Origin of the sequence: Bradyrhizobium sp. 154 (assembly GCF_023073875.1) — a bacterium.
In the GTDB taxonomy this organism is placed as follows: domain Bacteria; phylum Pseudomonadota; class Alphaproteobacteria; order Rhizobiales; family Xanthobacteraceae; genus Bradyrhizobium.
Genome location: NZ_JADPKG010000050.1, coordinates 1 through 16,463 on the forward strand (window position 1 = coordinate 1; position 16,463 = coordinate 16,463).

General features: G+C 62.3%; 15 protein-coding genes and 1 pseudogene. 2 read left to right on the forward strand and 14 right to left on the reverse strand.

Annotated elements, in window-relative coordinates; translation table 11 throughout:
* The 3 genes and pseudogenes from IVA92_RS12155 to IVA92_RS12165 all read right to left on the reverse strand — a co-directional run.
* Positions 1-259 (reverse strand): annotated as a pseudogene (locus tag IVA92_RS12155) (CopG family transcriptional regulator); the annotation flags it as partial.
* Between the two features lie 247 nt (positions 260-506).
* Positions 507-701, reverse strand: a complete 195-nt coding sequence (locus IVA92_RS12160; RefSeq protein WP_247415326.1) for a hypothetical protein — start codon at positions 699-701, stop codon at positions 507-509.
* A gap of 78 nt (positions 702-779) precedes the next feature.
* Complete coding sequence (locus IVA92_RS12165) at positions 780-1,235, reverse strand: GMC oxidoreductase (protein ID WP_247278115.1); 456 nt, start codon at positions 1,233-1,235, stop codon at positions 780-782.
* Between the two features lie 2,106 nt (positions 1,236-3,341).
* Here IVA92_RS12165 and IVA92_RS12170 point away from each other — a divergent pair.
* On the forward strand, positions 3,342-3,551 hold the full coding sequence (locus IVA92_RS12170; protein WP_247278116.1) for a hypothetical protein: 210 nt from the start codon (positions 3,342-3,344) through the stop codon (positions 3,549-3,551).
* 29 nt (positions 3,552-3,580) lie between these two features.
* On the opposite strand, the gene IVA92_RS12175 is transcribed toward IVA92_RS12170, so the two are convergent.
* The 10 genes from IVA92_RS12175 to IVA92_RS12220 form a co-directional block, all read right to left on the reverse strand.
* Positions 3,581-4,588 carry a formate dehydrogenase subunit gamma gene (locus IVA92_RS12175; protein ID WP_247278117.1) on the reverse strand — a complete coding sequence of 336 codons (1,008 nt, stop codon included), beginning with the start codon at positions 4,586-4,588 and terminating at the stop codon, positions 3,581-3,583.
* Between the two features lie 31 nt (positions 4,589-4,619).
* On the reverse strand, positions 4,620-5,216 hold the full coding sequence (fdh3B, locus tag IVA92_RS12180; RefSeq protein ID WP_027571966.1) for a formate dehydrogenase FDH3 subunit beta: 597 nt from the start codon (positions 5,214-5,216) through the stop codon (positions 4,620-4,622).
* Positions 5,217-5,228: 12 nt separating this feature from the next.
* Positions 5,229-8,171 (reverse strand): formate dehydrogenase subunit alpha, encoded by a 2,943-nt coding sequence (locus IVA92_RS12185; protein WP_247278118.1) that lies wholly within the window; start codon positions 8,169-8,171, stop codon positions 5,229-5,231.
* Between the two features lie 2 nt (positions 8,172-8,173).
* Complete coding sequence (locus IVA92_RS12190) at positions 8,174-8,392, reverse strand: twin-arginine translocation signal domain-containing protein (RefSeq protein WP_247278119.1); 219 nt, start codon at positions 8,390-8,392, stop codon at positions 8,174-8,176.
* 29 nt (positions 8,393-8,421) lie between these two features.
* On the reverse strand, positions 8,422-9,201 hold the full coding sequence (locus IVA92_RS12195; protein ID WP_247278120.1) for a molecular chaperone TorD family protein: 780 nt from the start codon (positions 9,199-9,201) through the stop codon (positions 8,422-8,424).
* Between the two features lie 118 nt (positions 9,202-9,319).
* Positions 9,320-9,943, reverse strand: a complete 624-nt coding sequence (locus IVA92_RS12200; RefSeq protein WP_247278121.1) for a DUF3306 domain-containing protein — start codon at positions 9,941-9,943, stop codon at positions 9,320-9,322.
* Positions 9,940-10,455 carry a DUF3305 domain-containing protein gene (locus tag IVA92_RS12205; protein WP_247278122.1) on the reverse strand — a complete coding sequence of 172 codons (516 nt, stop codon included), beginning with the start codon at positions 10,453-10,455 and terminating at the stop codon, positions 9,940-9,942. The genes IVA92_RS12200 and IVA92_RS12205 overlap by 4 nt, the downstream gene beginning before the upstream one ends.
* Entirely contained in the window at positions 10,452-11,459 is a 1,008-nt protein-coding gene (locus IVA92_RS12210) for a DUF6352 family protein (protein ID WP_247278123.1), read from the reverse strand. Before IVA92_RS12210 ends, IVA92_RS12205 begins: the two co-directional genes overlap by 4 nt.
* Entirely contained in the window at positions 11,456-11,995 is a 540-nt protein-coding gene (locus IVA92_RS12215; protein WP_247278124.1) for a DUF6505 family protein, read from the reverse strand. Before IVA92_RS12215 ends, IVA92_RS12210 begins: the two co-directional genes overlap by 4 nt.
* The gene (locus IVA92_RS12220; protein ID WP_247278125.1) at positions 11,992-12,714 is read right to left on the reverse strand and encodes a biotin/lipoate--protein ligase family protein; all 723 of its coding nucleotides are present in this window, start codon (positions 12,712-12,714) and stop codon (positions 11,992-11,994) included. Before IVA92_RS12220 ends, IVA92_RS12215 begins: the two co-directional genes overlap by 4 nt.
* A 182-nt stretch (positions 12,715-12,896) precedes the next feature.
* On the opposite strand from IVA92_RS12220, the gene IVA92_RS12225 reads away from it, so the two are divergent.
* The gene (locus IVA92_RS12225; protein ID WP_247278126.1) at positions 12,897-14,867 is read left to right on the forward strand and encodes a 4Fe-4S binding protein; all 1,971 of its coding nucleotides are present in this window, start codon (positions 12,897-12,899) and stop codon (positions 14,865-14,867) included.
* A gap of 35 nt (positions 14,868-14,902) precedes the next feature.
* On the opposite strand, the gene IVA92_RS12230 is transcribed toward IVA92_RS12225, so the two are convergent.
* On the reverse strand, positions 14,903-16,117 hold the full coding sequence (locus IVA92_RS12230) for a c-type cytochrome (protein ID WP_247278269.1): 1,215 nt from the start codon (positions 16,115-16,117) through the stop codon (positions 14,903-14,905).
* Positions 16,118-16,463 lie beyond the last annotated feature (346 nt).

The window sequence follows — 16,463 nt, forward strand, 5'->3', positions numbered from 1 at the left end:
GCTGAGCCGCTTCGAGATCCTGGCGGGTGAAGTTGCGTAGCCCGAGGTCCAAGCTGTGTCTGGCCGTCGACTGCTTGAGAACATCTGCATGCCGCTCGAGCTGATTGCGGATGGCCGTGCGAATGAAATCAGTGCGGTTCGAATAGAACCCTTCCTGCACCATCAGATCGACATGGCCGAGGTCCACGTAGCCAAGGTTGATCGTGATTTTCTCGGTGTCTGGGGCTTTGGGACGCAGGTCGCGAACATTGTCATACATCGAAATTATCCATTGACCATCCCCGTGGATGGCGGCTAGAAGCTATTTGGATGGCTGGCGAGGTTTTACAAGAGGAAGTTTTGCCATCCGACGAGACACTGGAGCCGACGATCAGCCACCACCGAGGGGTCGAAGGATCGGAAACTCGGAGCGGTTCAAGCCGATGAGGCCCCGGTATCGAGTAGCTGCGACACCGCGGCAGCCAACTGGGGCAAAGGCCCTGCCGTCGACGCCCTGCAATTTCCAGTCAGGGCGCGCCGGCGCTCGTCATGTAGACTACGGGAAAGCCAGGCGAGATTTCCCTGATCTGCTGCGCCAGCTCCCACCCAAGCCGGCCCATGCCGCGCTTTCTGGAGCCAACATCAGGTCCGTATCTATTCCCCTTGCGGTGCTGAGTCAGGCAGCGGCAGACCAGGACGATCTCGCCAGTTAGACGTTCCATTTGTCCCCGGTCTCCCTCCAGCATTGGTCGAGTGGGGTAGCGCTTGCTTCTGGTTCTCCCGCGCTCGTCGCGATTTTCTCAGGTCGACTTTCGCAAGAAATCGCCGATTTTCTCCGCAATCATGATCGTGGGAATATTGGTATTGGCCGCGGGCAGGCGCGGCATAATGGACGCATCCGCCACGTACATGTTCGCGCTGCCAATCACTCGCCCCTCAGGATTGACCACCGCCGTGCGGTCGGCGGGATCGCCCATGCGGCACGTTCCGACCGGATGCCAAACGCCGAACACGCTCTGCCGCACGAAGGCTTCGAAGGCGCGGTCGTCCGCGAGCGTCGCCTGGAAGGCGGTGCCGTTGAGCAGCACCAGCCGGATCAGGAGGTGCCGGAGGCCGGCGGGCACGTCGAGCATCGGCCCGAGGATCGAGGCGACGATGCGGTTCGCGGTGCCATACTTCCTCAGGCGCTTGATGAGCGGGGAATAGGAGGCGGGAAAGAAATCGCCGGCCCAGGGATTGAGCTGCGGATGCACCACGAGCCTTGCCAGCAGCCGGACGGCTGTCCCACACGGCCATACCGACAAGAGACCCGACCGAAAACAGCGCGGGCACGAGAGCTCCGAAGCGGCCGCCAGCCCTGTCGTTGAAACAGCCGTTCGCAAGGTAGACCACGGAGAGCAGAACGGCCGTAGTGCGAAACCTAAACACGCAGCCGTCCAGCCTCTCGCGCGGTCGCGCGAGAGACCCGAGATGAATGTCGAACGCTTACCGAAATCTTGAAGAAGGTCATACGACGCTGATCAGCCGCGTTCCGAGAAGCATCAGACGTAGCGGAGACCTGGGAAAAGGGCCCGGCGATCGCCGCCGGGCCGAGTAGAGGGAGGAAACGAGCGATAGGAAATCTCTCGCAAACGCCAAATGCGAAATTCGATCGAAGCAACCCAACGAACGACGTCCAGCAGCAGAACTATCGTACACATCAAAAAGCATTTTCTGCTAAAGTTGATGGCTTTGAGCGCCTTTTCCGGCATTTGCCGCGTCGTTAGATTTCGACAGCACCGCAAGGAATGCGTGCGTGACTTAGCAGGCCCGATACCAGGCCCTTACCGCACATCCATCTATCACTTGAAACGGTGCGCTGGAGAAATCGCGCCTATTTCCCGAGGGGCCGACCTCGACCGTCTCTATCTAACGCGCAGAGCACCTTTCTTCTGAAACTCGACAGATCGAACAGAAGCCTTGGCACTCTTTTGAGCGCAATCGCCCTGCCCTCGATTGCGAGATGTAGAACTCGTATCAATCTGGCAAGACCGAGTTCTACGAATGCGTCTCGAACATGCGGATCGTCCGCGATCGTGAGCTGGTTGTCCCTAATGACGATGGATGCCGGCAGATCGGGTTTTCTCTCCAGAACGAAGTCTCGACACGCCGCGGCAAACTCCTCCTCTTGAACGCTCAAAGGTACCTTGAAGGCGCTCCGAGAATCTCCCGCCATATTCGGGTCCCACATGAAAGAACGGCAGAGGGACACGTGATGCCGTCTCAGGTTTTCGATTTCTAATGGCTGGCGCGCTTGGTCGGCCTCTTCGCACCAGGCAACGCACTGTCGTCAGGCTCCCTCGAATTCCCTCCTTGGTAGCATTGGGTGTCATGGTATATCTTGCCGAAAACTCCGGCATTTGGAGCTAAACATGCGATGGATGAGCCAGTTATTGCGGATTTTGGCATTCTCTGCCGCTTCGCCCGAGCGCGCCTATTTCGATGAGTGAAACGCCCGGTGGGCACATTTGTCGCAATAGGATGGATCGACCGCGCCTGCCCGCCACGTTTTTGCGCCTGTCGCAATGCCTGCGCCGCTAAAAAGAGCGGCGATCACGCGTGTCCGAGCCACGTCATGCTGGGAATAAGGTAGAACGAGCGCCTTAGATTTCCGCTTCTGCATGTTACTTTTTCGTGACGCGTGTCGGCGGTTGATGAGCAAGTGTGCGACGGCCAGCTTGAAATTCGAGCTGGCCTTTCGGTCATTCTTCGCGCTTCTTCGTAAACAACGGAATGCTGGCAGGGACTGCCCTTGATAAGTCGCGGCACTTTCGGGCCATTGGAAGCCAAATTCTTCGGAGAGCGAAGTCCACGCTTGCTGCCAGTAGATTTTTCTTGATCTCTCGGTGCACACGCCGTGCATACGACGCCTTCCAACCAATTGAAAGACTTGAACTCTCGCTCCAATCCATCATGGGCGCCGTGGAAAATTTCCGATCTAAGCCATTCATTCTGTTGATATATTTTTACTCTGATCAGTCTCTTTATGCGATTGGACCGATTGAGAAATCTGCTTTGACGAGGCTTCCGCAGCTTGGCTCTTCTGGAACCCATATAGGCACGAATTGGAAGCGGAAATCGCATTTTCGATTATCAGTGCACTCGTCACGCACACTAGAACGACAATGGCCCGTCACTCGATAGCGCACATCAGGGATTCCATAGAGCTTGCAGGGCGTGCTCGCGCGAAACGGCTTAGTTGCTTCGCTTCATACTCCCGCCTCGCTGGGGCCGATGTAATTTGAAGGCCGGCTGTGACGTGGCTCACATCCCGCCAGGCAATTTACGTTTATCGGTCGTGCCGGGTGGAATGGCAGACGGAGATGCGCATGAAACGCCTCATGCCCTCGCTCATCGCAGCCTTGCTTCTCGCCGGTGCCGCCAGCAGCGTGCTCAAATCGCACGTCCTGTTCCATGCCGGCCAGAGCAGCATGCCATCCATCAAGGAACTGCAGACCGGTCAGGCGAGCAAGCTGCCGGAGTTGCAGATGCAGGACCGCTCTGTCCTGTTTGCGAGAGAGCCGGTTCAGTAGAACGCCCGGCCACTTTCAGGCTGTTCGTCTTACTCGGCCGCCGCGGTCGCAGGTTGAGGCTGTCCGTCGTTCGGACCCGTTCGCGCCATCTGCTCGTCGAGCCAGAGGCTATGGTGCTCGCGGGCCCAATTGACGTCGACTTCGCCCGAGCCCATGGCCTCGAACGCACCTTCCATTCCGATCGTACCAATATAGATGTGCGCGATCATCGCCGCGACGAACAGCACAGCGACGATGGAGTGGACGATCTGGGCCAGCTGCATGCCTTCGATCCCCGTCGTGTAGAACGGGAACATGAGGACATAGCCGCTCGCGGCGACAAAACCGCCGCCGATCACGACGATCCAGTAGATCGCCTTCTGGCCGGCGTTGAAGCGGTAGGCCGGCGGATGATCGTGCCCGACGATGCCGCCGCCTCGCTTCATCCACTCGACGTCCACCTTGTTCGGAATATTGCCACCGATCCACATCAGAAGAATCAGAACGACCCCAATGGTGAACGGGAAGCTCAGATAGTTGTGGGCGTACTTTGCCCAAAGGGACCATTCGGAGAAGGCCTCGAAGCCGATCAGCGGCAATAGCAGCGGTCGCCCGAAGGTGATGTTCAGTCCGGAGATCGCCAAAATGATGAAGCAGGTGGCGGTCATCCAATGCACGAAACGCTCATACGTGTTGAAGCGCACGATGGTGCGGCCGGATCGTCCGCTTTCGAGGCGCACCATGCCGCGCGTGAGATAGAAGATCACGAGCACCGCCAGCATGCCGATGATCGCGACTCCGCCGATCCAGCGCAGCGTGACATTGTGGAACTCGCGCCATTCCCGCCCCTGTGGCTGCTCGAGAACGCCGGACCTTTGATCAGGAATGCTGACGCGACCCTGGATCCGGTTCAGCTCCTGCAAGAGCTGCCGCTCCTTGACCGCGCTTGCGGTCGGATTGACCTGCTGAGCGCCTACCGGTGCCGGAGCTGCCACGATGAGAAGGAGTAAAGCACAAGCCCAGACAGCCGCCCGAACGAATTTTGCAAACGACACCATGAGCTCCTCCTCAATGCTCGCGCGACCTTCGTCAGGATTCGATCGTCTCGCGATAGGCCGTCTTCCACCCCCAGGCACCCGAGCCGTAACCGCGCTTCATCACGCGCTCCTTGTAAATCTGGGCAATGATCTCGCCGTCACCCGCAAGCAGCGACTTGGTCGAACACATTTCGGCACACAGCGGCAGCTTGCCCTCGGCCAACCGGTTCGCGCCGTATTTCTCGTATTCCTCTTTGCTGCCGTCGGCCTCCGGACCGCCGGCGCAATAGGTGCACTTATCCATCTTGCCGCGAGAGCCGAAATTCCCGACCTTCGGATATTGCGGAGCACCGAACGGGCAGGCGTAGAAGCAGTAGCCGCAACCGATGCACAGGTCCTTGGAATGCAGCACCACAGCATCGGCCGTGGTGTAGAAGCAATTCACCGGGCACACGGCCGCACAGGGCGCATCCGTGCAGTGCATGCAGGCCATCGAGATCGACCGCTCGCCCGGCTTGCCGTCGTTGATAGTGACGACGCGGCGCCGGTTGATGCCCCAGGGCACCTCGTGCTCGTTCTTGCAGGCGGTGACGCAGGCGTTGCACTCGATGCAGCGATCAGCGTCACAGAGAAATTTCATACGTGCCATCGTCGTTACTCCCTAAACCGCCGCGATTTGGCAGAGAGTGACCTTGGGCTCCTGCATGCCCGTCGCGGGGTCGTATCCGTAGGTAGTGATCGTGTTGGCGCTTTCGCCGAGCACGATCGGGTCGGTGCCCTTCGGGTAATTGCCGCGAAGATCCTTGCCCGCGAGCCAGCCGCCGAAGTGGAATGGCATCCAGGCGACGCCCTTGCCGACGCGCTCGGTAACGAGCGCCTTCATCTTCGCCCGGGAATTGTTCTCTGCACCCGTGACCCACACCCAGCCACCGTCCTTGACACCGCGCTCGGCGGCATCGGCAGGGTTGATCTCAATGAACATGTCTTGCTGCAATTCGGCAAGCCACGGGTTCGTGCGCGTCTCCTCGCCGCCGCCCTCATATTCGACCAGACGGCCGGACGACAGGATGAGCGGGAACTGTTTTGCAATTCCCTTCTCCACCGCTGCCTTCTGCACGGAAAAACCGATATTCGGCATTCGGAACTGCTTGGCATCGGGCAGCGTCGGATATTTAGCGACGAGGTCGACGCGCGGCGTGTAGATCGGCTCGCGGTGAACAGGGATAGGATCGGGCAAGCCGAAGGCATTCATGCGCGCCTTGCCGTTGCCATAGGGAACGCAGCCATGCGCCAGCGCCACGCGCTGGATGCCTCCCGACAGGTCGAGCGCCCACGACACCGTGTCCGGATTGGCCGGATTGATCTTGTTGATCACGGCCATTTCCGCTTCGGTGAGCTCGGAGTCCCAGCCGAGCTTCTTCAAGCTCGCCAGCGTGAACTCCGGATAGCCGTCCTGAATTCCCGACCCCAACGAGTACGAGCCGTCCGCGAGCAAGCTCACCTTCCGCGTCGTGCCGTCCGGCAGCTTCTCCTCGCGCTCGACGCCGAACCGTGGCCGGAACGTGCCACCGCCGTCCATCACATTCAAATTGGTGTTGTAGAGCAGCGGCGTGCCGGGATGCTTGACCTCAGGCGATCCCCAGCACGGCCAGGGCAGGCCATAATAATCGCCGCCGACCTCGGGATCGTCCTTCGGTGCCCGCATGCTCAGCATATCGAACTTGGCCTGGTTCTTCATGTGCGCCTTGAGGCGCTCGGGCGATTGCCCGCAATAGCCAGTCGACCAGCTGCCGCGGTTCATCTCGCGCAGCACATCCTCGGCTTCAGGAAGATTGTTTTCGACCTTGATCTTCTTGAACATCTGGTCAGCGAAGCCGAGCTTCTTCGCCATCAGATAGATGACCTCGAGATCATCCTTCGATTCAAAGATCGGCTTCACGATCTGCTCGCCCCATTGCAGCGAGCGGTTGGAGGCGACGCGCGACCCCTTGCATTCGAATTGCGTAGCGACCGGCAGAATGTAGACGCCATCCTTGCGGCCCGCCTCGACGGAGAGCGAGGCCCAGGTCGTCGGATGCGGGTCGGCAATGACGAGCAGCTCGAGAGCCTTCAGACCATTCAGGGACTCAGGAATGCGGGTGATGCTGTTGGAGGCGTGTCCCTGCACGAACACCGCCTTCACATTGTCTTTCTGAGCGACCTGATCCTTGGGCAATGTCACTGCCTCGAACCAGCGGGTCAGCGGAATGCCCGGGGTTTCCATGATCTGCTTGGAGTCGAAGCGGGACTTCAGGAAGTCATAGTCGACCTCCCAAACCCGCGACCAATGCTTCCAGGCGCCTTCGGCGAGCCCGTAATAGAACGGCAGCGTGACGATATCGAGCCCGACATCGGTCGCGCCCTGCACGTTGTCATGGCCACGGAAGATGTTGGCGCCCGCGCCGGCTTTCCCGACATTGCCGGTCATCAGGAGGGCAATGCAACTCGCGCGGACGTTGGCGGTGCCGACGGTCTTCTGGGTCTGGCCCATGGCCCAGATGAGGGTTGCCGGCTTCTCGGTGGCGAACATCTTGGCGACGCGCTTGAGCTGCTCGCCGGGAATGCCGGTGACGCGCTCGACTTCTTCCGGAGGCCACTTCTCAACTTCTTTCTTGATGTCGTCGAAACCGTAAACGCGCTGCTGGATGAATTCCTTGTCCTCCCAGCCATTCTGGAGAATGTGCCACATCATGCCGTAGAGCACCGGAATGTCGGTGCCCGGGCGCATCCGCACATATTCCGTCGCGTGGGCCGCCGTACGCGTCAGGCGCGGATCGATGACGATAAAGTTGGCCTTTTGCAGCTCCTTGCCCTCGAGCAGATGTTGCAGCGACACGGGATGCGCTTCGGCCGGATTGCCGCCCAAGATGACCTGTGTCTTTGCGTTGCGAATATCATTGTAGCTGTTGGTCATCGCGCCGTAGCCCCAGGTATTGGCGACGCCGGTCACGGTAGTCGAATGGCAGATGCGAGCCTGATGATCGGTATTGTTGGTCCCCCAGAACGCACCGAGCTTGCGGAACAGATAGGCGCCTTCGTTGGTCATCTTGGCCGAGCCGAGCCAATAGACGGAATCGGGGCCCGACTTCTCGCGTACAGCTTGAAGTTTGTCACCGATCTCATTGATCGCGGTATCCCAGGAGACGCGGGTCCACTGACCATTTACCAGCTTCATCGGATAGCGCAGCCGCCGCTCGCTGTGTACGAGTTCACGTACCGAGGCGCCCTTGGCACAATGCGAGCCGCGATTGATCGGCGAATCCCAGCTCGGCTCCTGGCCGATCCATACGCCGTTCAAGACCTCGGCCGTCACCGTGCAGCCAACGGAGCAATGCGTGCAGATGTTCTTGCGGATGGTCGCGCCTGCGGTGAGCGGACCAGCCATTGCGGCTTCCGCTTTGCGCACGCTGCCGACCGGCAGGGCGCCGAGCGCGGCAAGCGCACCGCCGGCAAGCCCGGATTTGCGCAAGAAGCTGCGGCGGTCGAGACCGCCGGCCTGGCCCGCAAGGGACTCGACAACGGAGCCGTGGCCCGGGGAATGCTGGTGTGTTCGCTTGATCAGCACGGTCAGCCTCCCTTGGCCGGATAACGATTGACGCGGTAGAACGCCTTGACGTGGTCGGACTCCTGGTAGCGCGCCTTGCGCTTCTCATCGTTGGTCTCACCGTCGGCCTGCGCCGACCCGACCAACGGTGTCGCGAGTGTCGCACCGACACCGACCGTGCCGATGCTGACCTTGCGCAGGAAGTCGCGGCGTCCCACTGTGGTCTTCTTGTCTTCACTCATCGCATCTCTCCTGGACCTGCGCGTGCCGGTCAGTTGGCGAATGTGAATGCTTCCGTCTCGATCTCGATAAAGGTGCGACCGAGCGCGCCGACGGCCCGATAGAAGCGGGCGTTCCCGGCGCCCTCCATGTCTGCGAATAGTCGCCCCAGCCACGGCGACACATGTTTCTCGAAGAAGGCGCGCTGTGCCTCTGGCGAGGCACCGAAGTGTCCGCCGGCAAGGCCGGACATGATCTCGCAAATGATGGCGGCGTGGTCCTCGGGTTCGGAATTGTTGGCAACACGCTCGACGCCGAGCGTCGTCAGGTCCCCACGCAGGCGCGATAGCGGCCGTTCGTTGAGAAAGCCGGTGAGATAGTAGGAGGCGTAAGGCAGCAATTCGCCGCGACCGAGCCCCACGAACAAATCGAAATATTCGCGCTCGACCTTAGCCGCGACTGCGCTTGAGGCGACGTCGGCGAGCGCCGCATGCGCGCGGCCGAGCGGCGTGGCGTCACCACTCAATGCCGAGAGCTGCTCGAGCAGTCGTTTCGACGGCGGCGCGGACAGCAAGGTTGCTAGCAACGCGTATTCTTGCGCGCGCGCAGCATCGACGGGATCGATGAGCCCCGCTGGGACGGCTTTTTCGCTGTAGAGATCGGGCCGCAAATCGTTGCGTGGAATACCGGTGGCCGTTTCAACTGCAACCACCCGTTGTGCTGGCACCCGGGTCCAGTTCGAGACCGAAGGCTGGCTGATGCCGATTTTGCGCGCAAGCTGAGCAATGCCGCCTGCGGCATCGATTGCGCGATCAAGCCCGTCATCCCGCACGTGGACCTCCCATCCGAGTCCCGTCTGCTTGATTACTGCTTTTGTAACAGTGTTCTAACGAAATCGTAGTCCCGGTTCCACGGATGGTCAATCATCCGTCCATATGAACCTATAGCCTTTAGTCGTGCTGCTCGCGCGGCAGTGCGCCACCGTGAATACGGTGCCTGAGGGGCTCAGCGAAATCCGCAGATCTCTCCGCCACTGACGGTTGCACCGCAACAGAGATTGCCGGACGTTCCGTGGCGCCTGCTGTCCGCACAATATCCGGCGCGCCCGCCGCATCGGCTTGATGCAATTCCGCCGAAGAATCCGCTGTTTCAATCGACGCCTCGGGGAGAGACTGCACCGCCTCACGCACGCCGCCCACGATGCGCTCGACGAGCGCCGCCAGCTGTTCCGACGAGCAATCCAGCGGGCCAAAACCCGGCATCGCGGTCGGGTCGTTGAAGTCCCATGCGTTCTCCGCAAGCCCGACAAAGTCGCGAATGGCGGGGTCGGTTGCCCACGCGCGGCGAAGAGCCGCACGGCTCAACTCCTGTGGAATACCCTTGCGCAGGAAGGCGGTGATGTCGGTCGCAGCGTTGATCTCGTCGATCGACGGCAGGGTCGAGAGATCGAACTCGCTCTCATCCTGCTTTGCCGCAGGCGGGGGCGTGGGCTGCGCCCGGGCAGGCTCCGCCGGCTCCGCTTGCGCCTCGCGCTTACGGCGGGACCAGCGTGCAAGGAACTCCTCCTCAGTCATTCCTGTCCGCCTTCATGTTCGCGCCGCGCCAGCGCCTCCGGATCAGCGCGGCGCCGCTTGCGCTTGACGAACTCCCGCTCGACATGGTGCTCGACCACGAACCTTTCAATTACTTCGCGCAGCACCTCCGGCATCGGCACGGCCTCGACCAGATTATCGGCGGCTTCGGTAAAGCCCTCGCCCTCCGCGGGGTCAGCGGTAACCGCAGTCACGGCATAGGGCCAGGCGCCTTCCGAGGGCGACAGCACAGTCCAGATGCTCGGATTGCCGGAGGCGAGATTATCGCGATAGCGCGCCGTCTCGGACGGATAGAGATCCACGGTCGCGCTTCCGGCATAGAACAGGGCTGTGCCATCCTGCTCGCGAAGCACGGTCCAGGGTTGTGTCGCCGGCTCGTCCGGCAGGACAGCAATTCCGCGCCAGACGAAGTCAACCCAGGGCGAGGCAGCCTTGCGCCGCTCGACGACGACGCCGACGGAGATGGATGCGAGTGGCGATGCCGCGGGGCTCATGTGAACATCTCCAGGCGCTTCACGGGAAGGCCGGTCAGCAGATTTTGTGGCTTCATCCGGAGCTTCTGATCCGCCGTCATGGACAGGATCAGGTAGACGGGCTCGTCCCGGACGTCGTCGTGCGCGCGGCTCGAATCCGCAAAAATCAGCCGGAACAGTGCAAGCACCCGGTCGGCGTCGCGCTCGTCGACGTCTTCGCCTTGCCACAGACGGTCGCCAAGCCTGGTGGCCTCGGTATCGAGCCCGACATACCAGGTGAGCTTTGCGTCCTGCAGCGCGCGCAGCGGCTCGATCGTGACCTCGATGCCGAGCAGATGAGAGACCCAGCGCATCATCGCCTGCGCCAGCGCAGTTGGTCCGCGTCCGCCGGCCGTGAGATCAAGGGCCATGTCGAATTGGTCGCTGCGCTGCCAATAGGCCTCGACATTCTCTTCGCTCAATATATCGAGCATCGCCTCGTTGGTGGCGCCCAGCATCGACATCAGGGAGAGCACCGGGGTCGGGCTCCGGCCGCCGACGATCTCCTCGTCGCCGAGCAGCAGGGCTTGCTCATGCGGCAGGATCCGCTGAACCCGGAAGAATAGCTCGGCCGCGCGGAGCACAAAGGGGTCGTCGCAGCCATCGAGCGCGTTGCGCAGGATGACATGTACCAGCTGATTGACGAACAGCGGCGGCAGGTCGTTCGCGCCTGATCGCAGCGATGCAAGATAGGCCGCTTCGAGCGTCGGATGCCGCAACAGGAGATCGCGAAACGCCAGCACGAACCGCCAGTTCTCCCGGGCGTCGGCGTCGGAAATTCCGGCAATTTCGTCGGCGCCGACCCCCTGACGCGGATCGGCGAGCAGCTCGCGGTGCAACCGGCGTTCGACCGGACACGCATCGTCGGGCGGCATCAGCTCGGGACGGGCAAAATAGGCTTTGAGGAATTCGTCGGTGACGCACAGCCCACCGCCCTCGTCGCGATCGAGCAGATGATGGCCGCAGGCGATCCAGAAATCGTTCATCTGACGGTCGGCTCCCGGCCCAGATCCGCAAGCCTGACGTCGCCGTCAGGCTGGACGTCGTCCTCCACTTCCATGAACGAGAACGCCTTGCTGTGCCCCTGCCCTACGCGGAGCTTCAGTCGGCGGAAGGACTCGCGGACTTCGCCGTAAATTGAAGTCCGGTGCACCGCAATAAGGGAGCTGATCGGATGACTGCACAGCGATTGCGAGAACGCCACCTCTTCTTCCGCGGCCGTCATTGCTGTGGCCATGTCCGGCGCACCGAAACGATCGATGAGTTGCCTTGCAAGGAGATCGATCAGGCTGCGGTAATCGTCCTCGGTCGCCGGAACGATCTGCGCCAGCGTCGACCAGCCCCAGGATTGCACCCCGAGGAACCCGCCGCGAAACGCCGCGCGCGCCTTGCCCTCGAGCTTCGCACCGTCGCAATCCCAGAAGCGGAAAGCACCGGAGACGGCCCATTCACCCGGCTCCGCCGCCACATCGAACACGAAGGTGTCGGAGGGATCGAGCGCGATGGTACGCAGGAGCTTCACAGCCGCGGCCCTCCGAGCGCCGGATCGAGCCACGAAGGCGTCGCCAGCGCCCGCACGAGGTCGCCACGTTCAATCTCGCCCGCCCCAACCCGGCGCGTGAGAAGATGGCCGCGATCGTCGATGCGCAGAACGGTCTGCCGTTCGCGGGGCATGCGGGAAAGATATTCTCGCGCCACGCCCTCAAAACCGCCCGCCTGCCAATCATCGAATGCCAGCATCAGGTGCCGAGCAAAGCTCTCCGTGATCTGCACCGCACCAGCCTCGCCAAAGCCTTCCTGTTCGAGCGCCGAAGCGAGCGGGTGAACACCCCGCTCGTCCTCGTTCATGGCAACCGTCCGGATCATCGCGCCGAAAACCATCCATGGTGGCGACGCGTCCTCGTCAGCCTCAGGAGGCCATCCCATCCGCCCACCGCCCACCAGCCCCCCATCGATCCTGACGGCGTCGGGCCAAACGATCGTGATCGGCTTGCTCGGCGGTGCGTAGGCACGCAAGGCATCGGTGAGGGCGACCATGCCGGCGTAGAACGCGCGCCGCGCCGTACGTAAGGGCTCGGCTGGCTCCAGCACCACGGCGAACTCCGCCAGATCAAAGCGGCCGACATAGACGAGCGTTCCGGCGCCGCTCTCCGGTGCAATGCGGCATGCGTGGGCAAAAGCGTCGCCACTCTCGCGCAGCCGCACCAATGTGAACGGCGGCGGCAGGTGGATCGGTTCCACCAGGGAAACGTGGCTGACTGGGATCGACGGCAGGCCGTCCTCCGCTTTCCTTTTCTTCCCGATGGATAAGTTCTATACGAGGCGAAGGGCCGGCGCGAGTCCGTCGTCGGTGCCGGATTGGCGGAGGGGTTAACCTGGAGCAGCCATCCAAGACCGTCCTGATCTGCTCGTGCGAAGACACGATGCGTCTCGACGCGGCCGCGATTCAGCGCGGATGTCCCAACTGCGAAATCAAAAGCTTTCATCATCTCTGCGGCGCCGAGCTCGATCACTTCCGCAGCGCAGCGGCCGCTGGCGGCGCATTGACGGTCGCCTGCACGCAGCAGGCCGCGCAGTTCACTGAGGAGGCCGGCGAGCGGCCTGATGCGATCAGCTTCGTCAACATCCGCGAAACGGCCGGCTGGTCGCGAGATGGCGCGCGCGCCGGCGCGAAAATGGCTGCCCTGCTCGCTTCCGCCTCCATCCCAGCGCCGGACTATCCGCTCGTCACTTTGTCGAGCGAGGGCGTGGTCCTGACCTACGGGCGCGATGAGGCCGCGATTGAAGCCGGCCGCCTGCTTGCCGATCACCTCGACGTGACGGTGATGCTGAAGCAGCTCGACGAGATCGTGCCGCCCGCTGCAACGGTCTTCCCGATCGTGAAGGGCACGATCCGCTCCGCAAAGGGACATTTCGGAGCGTTCGAGCTTGCGATCGACGATTACGCGCGCCCCCGCCCTTCTTCGCGCGATCGCTTCGTGCTGGACGCACCGCGAAGTGGGGTGACCTCGCGCTGCGATATCGTGCTCGACATTTCCGGTGGGATGCCATTGTTTCCTGCCCACGCGTTACGCGACGGCTATCTGCGCGCCGATCCGAGCGATCCCGCCGCCGTGCTTCGCGCCGTGCTGACCGCGCGAGACCTCGTCGGCAGCTTCGACAAGCCGAAATATGTCGACGTCACGCCCGCTCTTTGCGCCCATTCGCGTTCGAAGCGCACGGGGTGCCGGCGGTGCCTCGATCTCTGCCCCACTGGAGCGATCACGCCCGTCGGCGATCATGTCGCAATTGACCCGAACATCTGCGCGGGCTGCGGCCAATGCGCCGCCGCCTGCCCGACCGGCGCGGCATCTTATACGCTCCCGCCCGCTGATACGCAGCTTCAAAGAATTCGTGCCATGCTGCTGGCTTACCACAAGGCCGGTGGCACGAATGCGGTGCTACTCTTTCATGACAGCCCGCACGGCACGCCATTGATCGATGCCCTGGCGCGGCATGGCGATGGCCTGCCGGCAAACGTGCTCCCCTTTGCCATCAACGAACTCACGCAACTCGGGCTGGAGGCGATCGTCGGTGCCTTTGCCTATGGCGTATCGGCCATACGATTCCTGCTCCGCGCAAGACCACGCCACGATCTCACCGGACTGTCACAGACGATCGGCATGGCTGAAGCGATCCTTGGCGGCCTCGGCTTTGAGGGCCACCGCCTCGCCACCATCGAAACGGATGATCCCGACGCGCTCGGCGGGCATTTGGCTGCTATCGGCACACTGGCGGCCGTCGCGACGCCCGCGACCTTCAAAACCGTCGGCAAGCGGCGCGACCTTTTGCGGTTCGCCCTGAGCGAGTTGCATCGCGTGGCGCCGACGCCGGTCGACGTGATCGCCCTGCCCAAGGGTGCGCCGATCGGCGCAATCAGCGTCGATACCAGCGGCTGTACCCTATGCCTGTCTTGCGTCTCGGCCTGCCCGACCGGCGCGCTTCGCGACGATCCTGAGCGGCCAGTGCTGAAGTTCGTCGAGGACGCCTGCGTGCAATGCGGCCTGTGCCAGAGCACCTGTCCGGAGAAAGTCATCAGCCTCAAGCCGCAGATCGATTTCCGCGCGGCACGCGCCTCCGCCGTGATTATCAAGGAAGAGGAGCCCGCACTCTGCGTCCGCTGCGGTACCGCCTTCGGCGTCAAGAGCACGATCGACCGCATCGCAGCCAAGCTCGAGGGCCGGCACTGGATGTATCCGGCCGGCGACAAGCGGGTCGCAGCACTTAGGATGTGCGCAGACTGCCGCGTCATCGTCATGAGCGAACAGCAATTCGACCCGTTCAAGGGCGTTCCGGAACGAACGCCGCCGCGAACGACGGATGACTATCTACGCCAGCGCGATGGTAAGGATTAGACGAGCGAACATCTTCGCAGGGTCGGAAGGGGCAATCATTGCGACGTTGCGCGGCCCAAGAAGTCCGTCAACGCACGGCGGTCCTCGGCCGCGCCGATGCGCTGCTCCGGCATTTTGGTGCCGGGGGTGTAGGCATTCGGTCCAACCTCGAACAGTCGTGCGACCGTCTCCGGCGTCCAGACGATGTCCATGCTCTTCAGCGCGTCGGAGAAGCGATAGCCCGGCAGCGAAGCGATCTTGCGACCGTATAGTCGGGCAAGCGTCGGCCCCGCACGCTGAACATCCTTGTCCGACAGGGTGTGACAGGCCACACACGCCCGAAATACATCGGCGCCCCGATCGCCCGCATAGGCGGCGAGAGGATCGGCCGGCGTTCCCAAGAGGTTCGAACCAATGGGATCGCCGGTGCGGGCATTCCAGCGCCTGATCTTGCCGTCCGCGCCACCCGTCATCAGTGTTTCTCGATCCGGAAGGAAGGCGACCGACCATACCGGCAAGCCGGACACGACCAGCGTTCGTAGCAGGCTGCGCGACTTGCGATCTATGATCGCCACCGTGCCGCCGATGCCGGCCGCAGCAATCAACGTGCCGTCTTCCGATATCGTCAAGGCCGCCACCGCCGTGGGACCGGCCGCGACCTCGCCGCTCGGCTTGCCGTCTGTGGTCAGTATCCGCAGCGTGCCGTCGACCGCGCCCGTGACGATTTCACCATCCGGCGCCGCAGCAACGACGTTGAGCGGCGCCGGCAACGTCAAGACTTCAGGTTGGCCGTCCGGCAAATGCCAGATGCGCAAGGTGAGATCATAGCCGACGCTGAGAAGCGACTTGCCGTCCGGCGTGAAAGCGACACCGTTGACGTTCTGTGAATGACCTTCGAGCACGCGCGACGCGCCGTCCGACAGCGACCAGAGCCGCACCGTCCGATCCCATGAAGCCGATGCGAGAAGCGCCCCATCAGGGGACGCCGCAAGCGCCACGATTGGACCTCGATGTCCCTCAAACACCCGATCCGGCTGCTGCCGGCCAGGCATCCACACTGCAATTCGCGCATCGGCACCCGCTGTGATCATGCGGCCGTCCTTCAGAAAGGCGACGGCATTGACGGCGTCAGCATGATACCGCAGCACTTGCTGTGCCGTTTCGGTCTTCAGGGACCAGCGGATGGCTGCTGTGTCGAAGCTGCCGGACAAGAGGGCCTCGCCATCGGGGGAAATGGCAAGCGCCCGTACGGGGCCGCCATGTCCCACCATGTCGGCGTGCGCGGATGATAGCGCGAAGATGGCCCACAGGGCTGCGGCGCCGCCCGTGCAGAAAGGTAACCTCATCATCCGTCACCGGCTCTGGTCACGTTCACGGCCTCAAGATTGCCAGAAGCCCACGGAGATGAAAATCCGAACCCATTTACTTGGCTGGTGCCGTCGTCCTCTTGGACGATCCTTCAGGCGCGGCCTGCATTCCAGGCGGACTCTGACCTTGGGGACTTTCGGCGGGCGCACCACCCGAACCCGTATTGATTGGACCCGTCCAGCCTTGCGGTTGTGGTTGGCCCTTCTCCTCGGGCCGGGTTGGCGCCGCAGACGAATTGGTTTGTGGGGG

What these genes read in the sequence shown, in the direction of transcription:
- IVA92_RS12170 (WP_247278116.1), top strand. Translation starts at nt 3,342, where the DNA reads ATGCGCATGAAACGCCTCATGCCCTCGCTCATCGCAGCCTTGCTTCTC.
- IVA92_RS12210 (WP_247278123.1), bottom strand. Translation starts at nt 11,459, where the DNA reads ATGAACGATTTCTGGATCGCCTGCGGCCATCATCTGCTCGATCGCGAC.
- IVA92_RS12225 (WP_247278126.1), top strand. Translation starts at nt 12,897, where the DNA reads ATGCGTCTCGACGCGGCCGCGATTCAGCGCGGATGTCCCAACTGCGAA.
- IVA92_RS12200 (WP_247278121.1), bottom strand. Translation starts at nt 9,943, where the DNA reads ATGACTGAGGAGGAGTTCCTTGCACGCTGGTCCCGCCGTAAGCGCGAG.
- IVA92_RS12205 (WP_247278122.1), bottom strand. Translation starts at nt 10,455, where the DNA reads ATGAGCCCCGCGGCATCGCCACTCGCATCCATCTCCGTCGGCGTCGTC.
- IVA92_RS12190 (WP_247278119.1), bottom strand. Translation starts at nt 8,392, where the DNA reads ATGAGTGAAGACAAGAAGACCACAGTGGGACGCCGCGACTTCCTGCGC.
- IVA92_RS12160 (WP_247415326.1), bottom strand. Translation starts at nt 701, where the DNA reads ATGGAACGTCTAACTGGCGAGATCGTCCTGGTCTGCCGCTGCCTGACT.
- fdh3B (WP_027571966.1), bottom strand. Translation starts at nt 5,216, where the DNA reads ATGGCACGTATGAAATTTCTCTGTGACGCTGATCGCTGCATCGAGTGC.
- IVA92_RS12175 (WP_247278117.1), bottom strand. Translation starts at nt 4,588, where the DNA reads ATGGTGTCGTTTGCAAAATTCGTTCGGGCGGCTGTCTGGGCTTGTGCT.
- IVA92_RS12230 (WP_247278269.1), bottom strand. Translation starts at nt 16,117, where the DNA reads ATGGTGGGACATGGCGGCCCCGTACGGGCGCTTGCCATTTCCCCCGAT.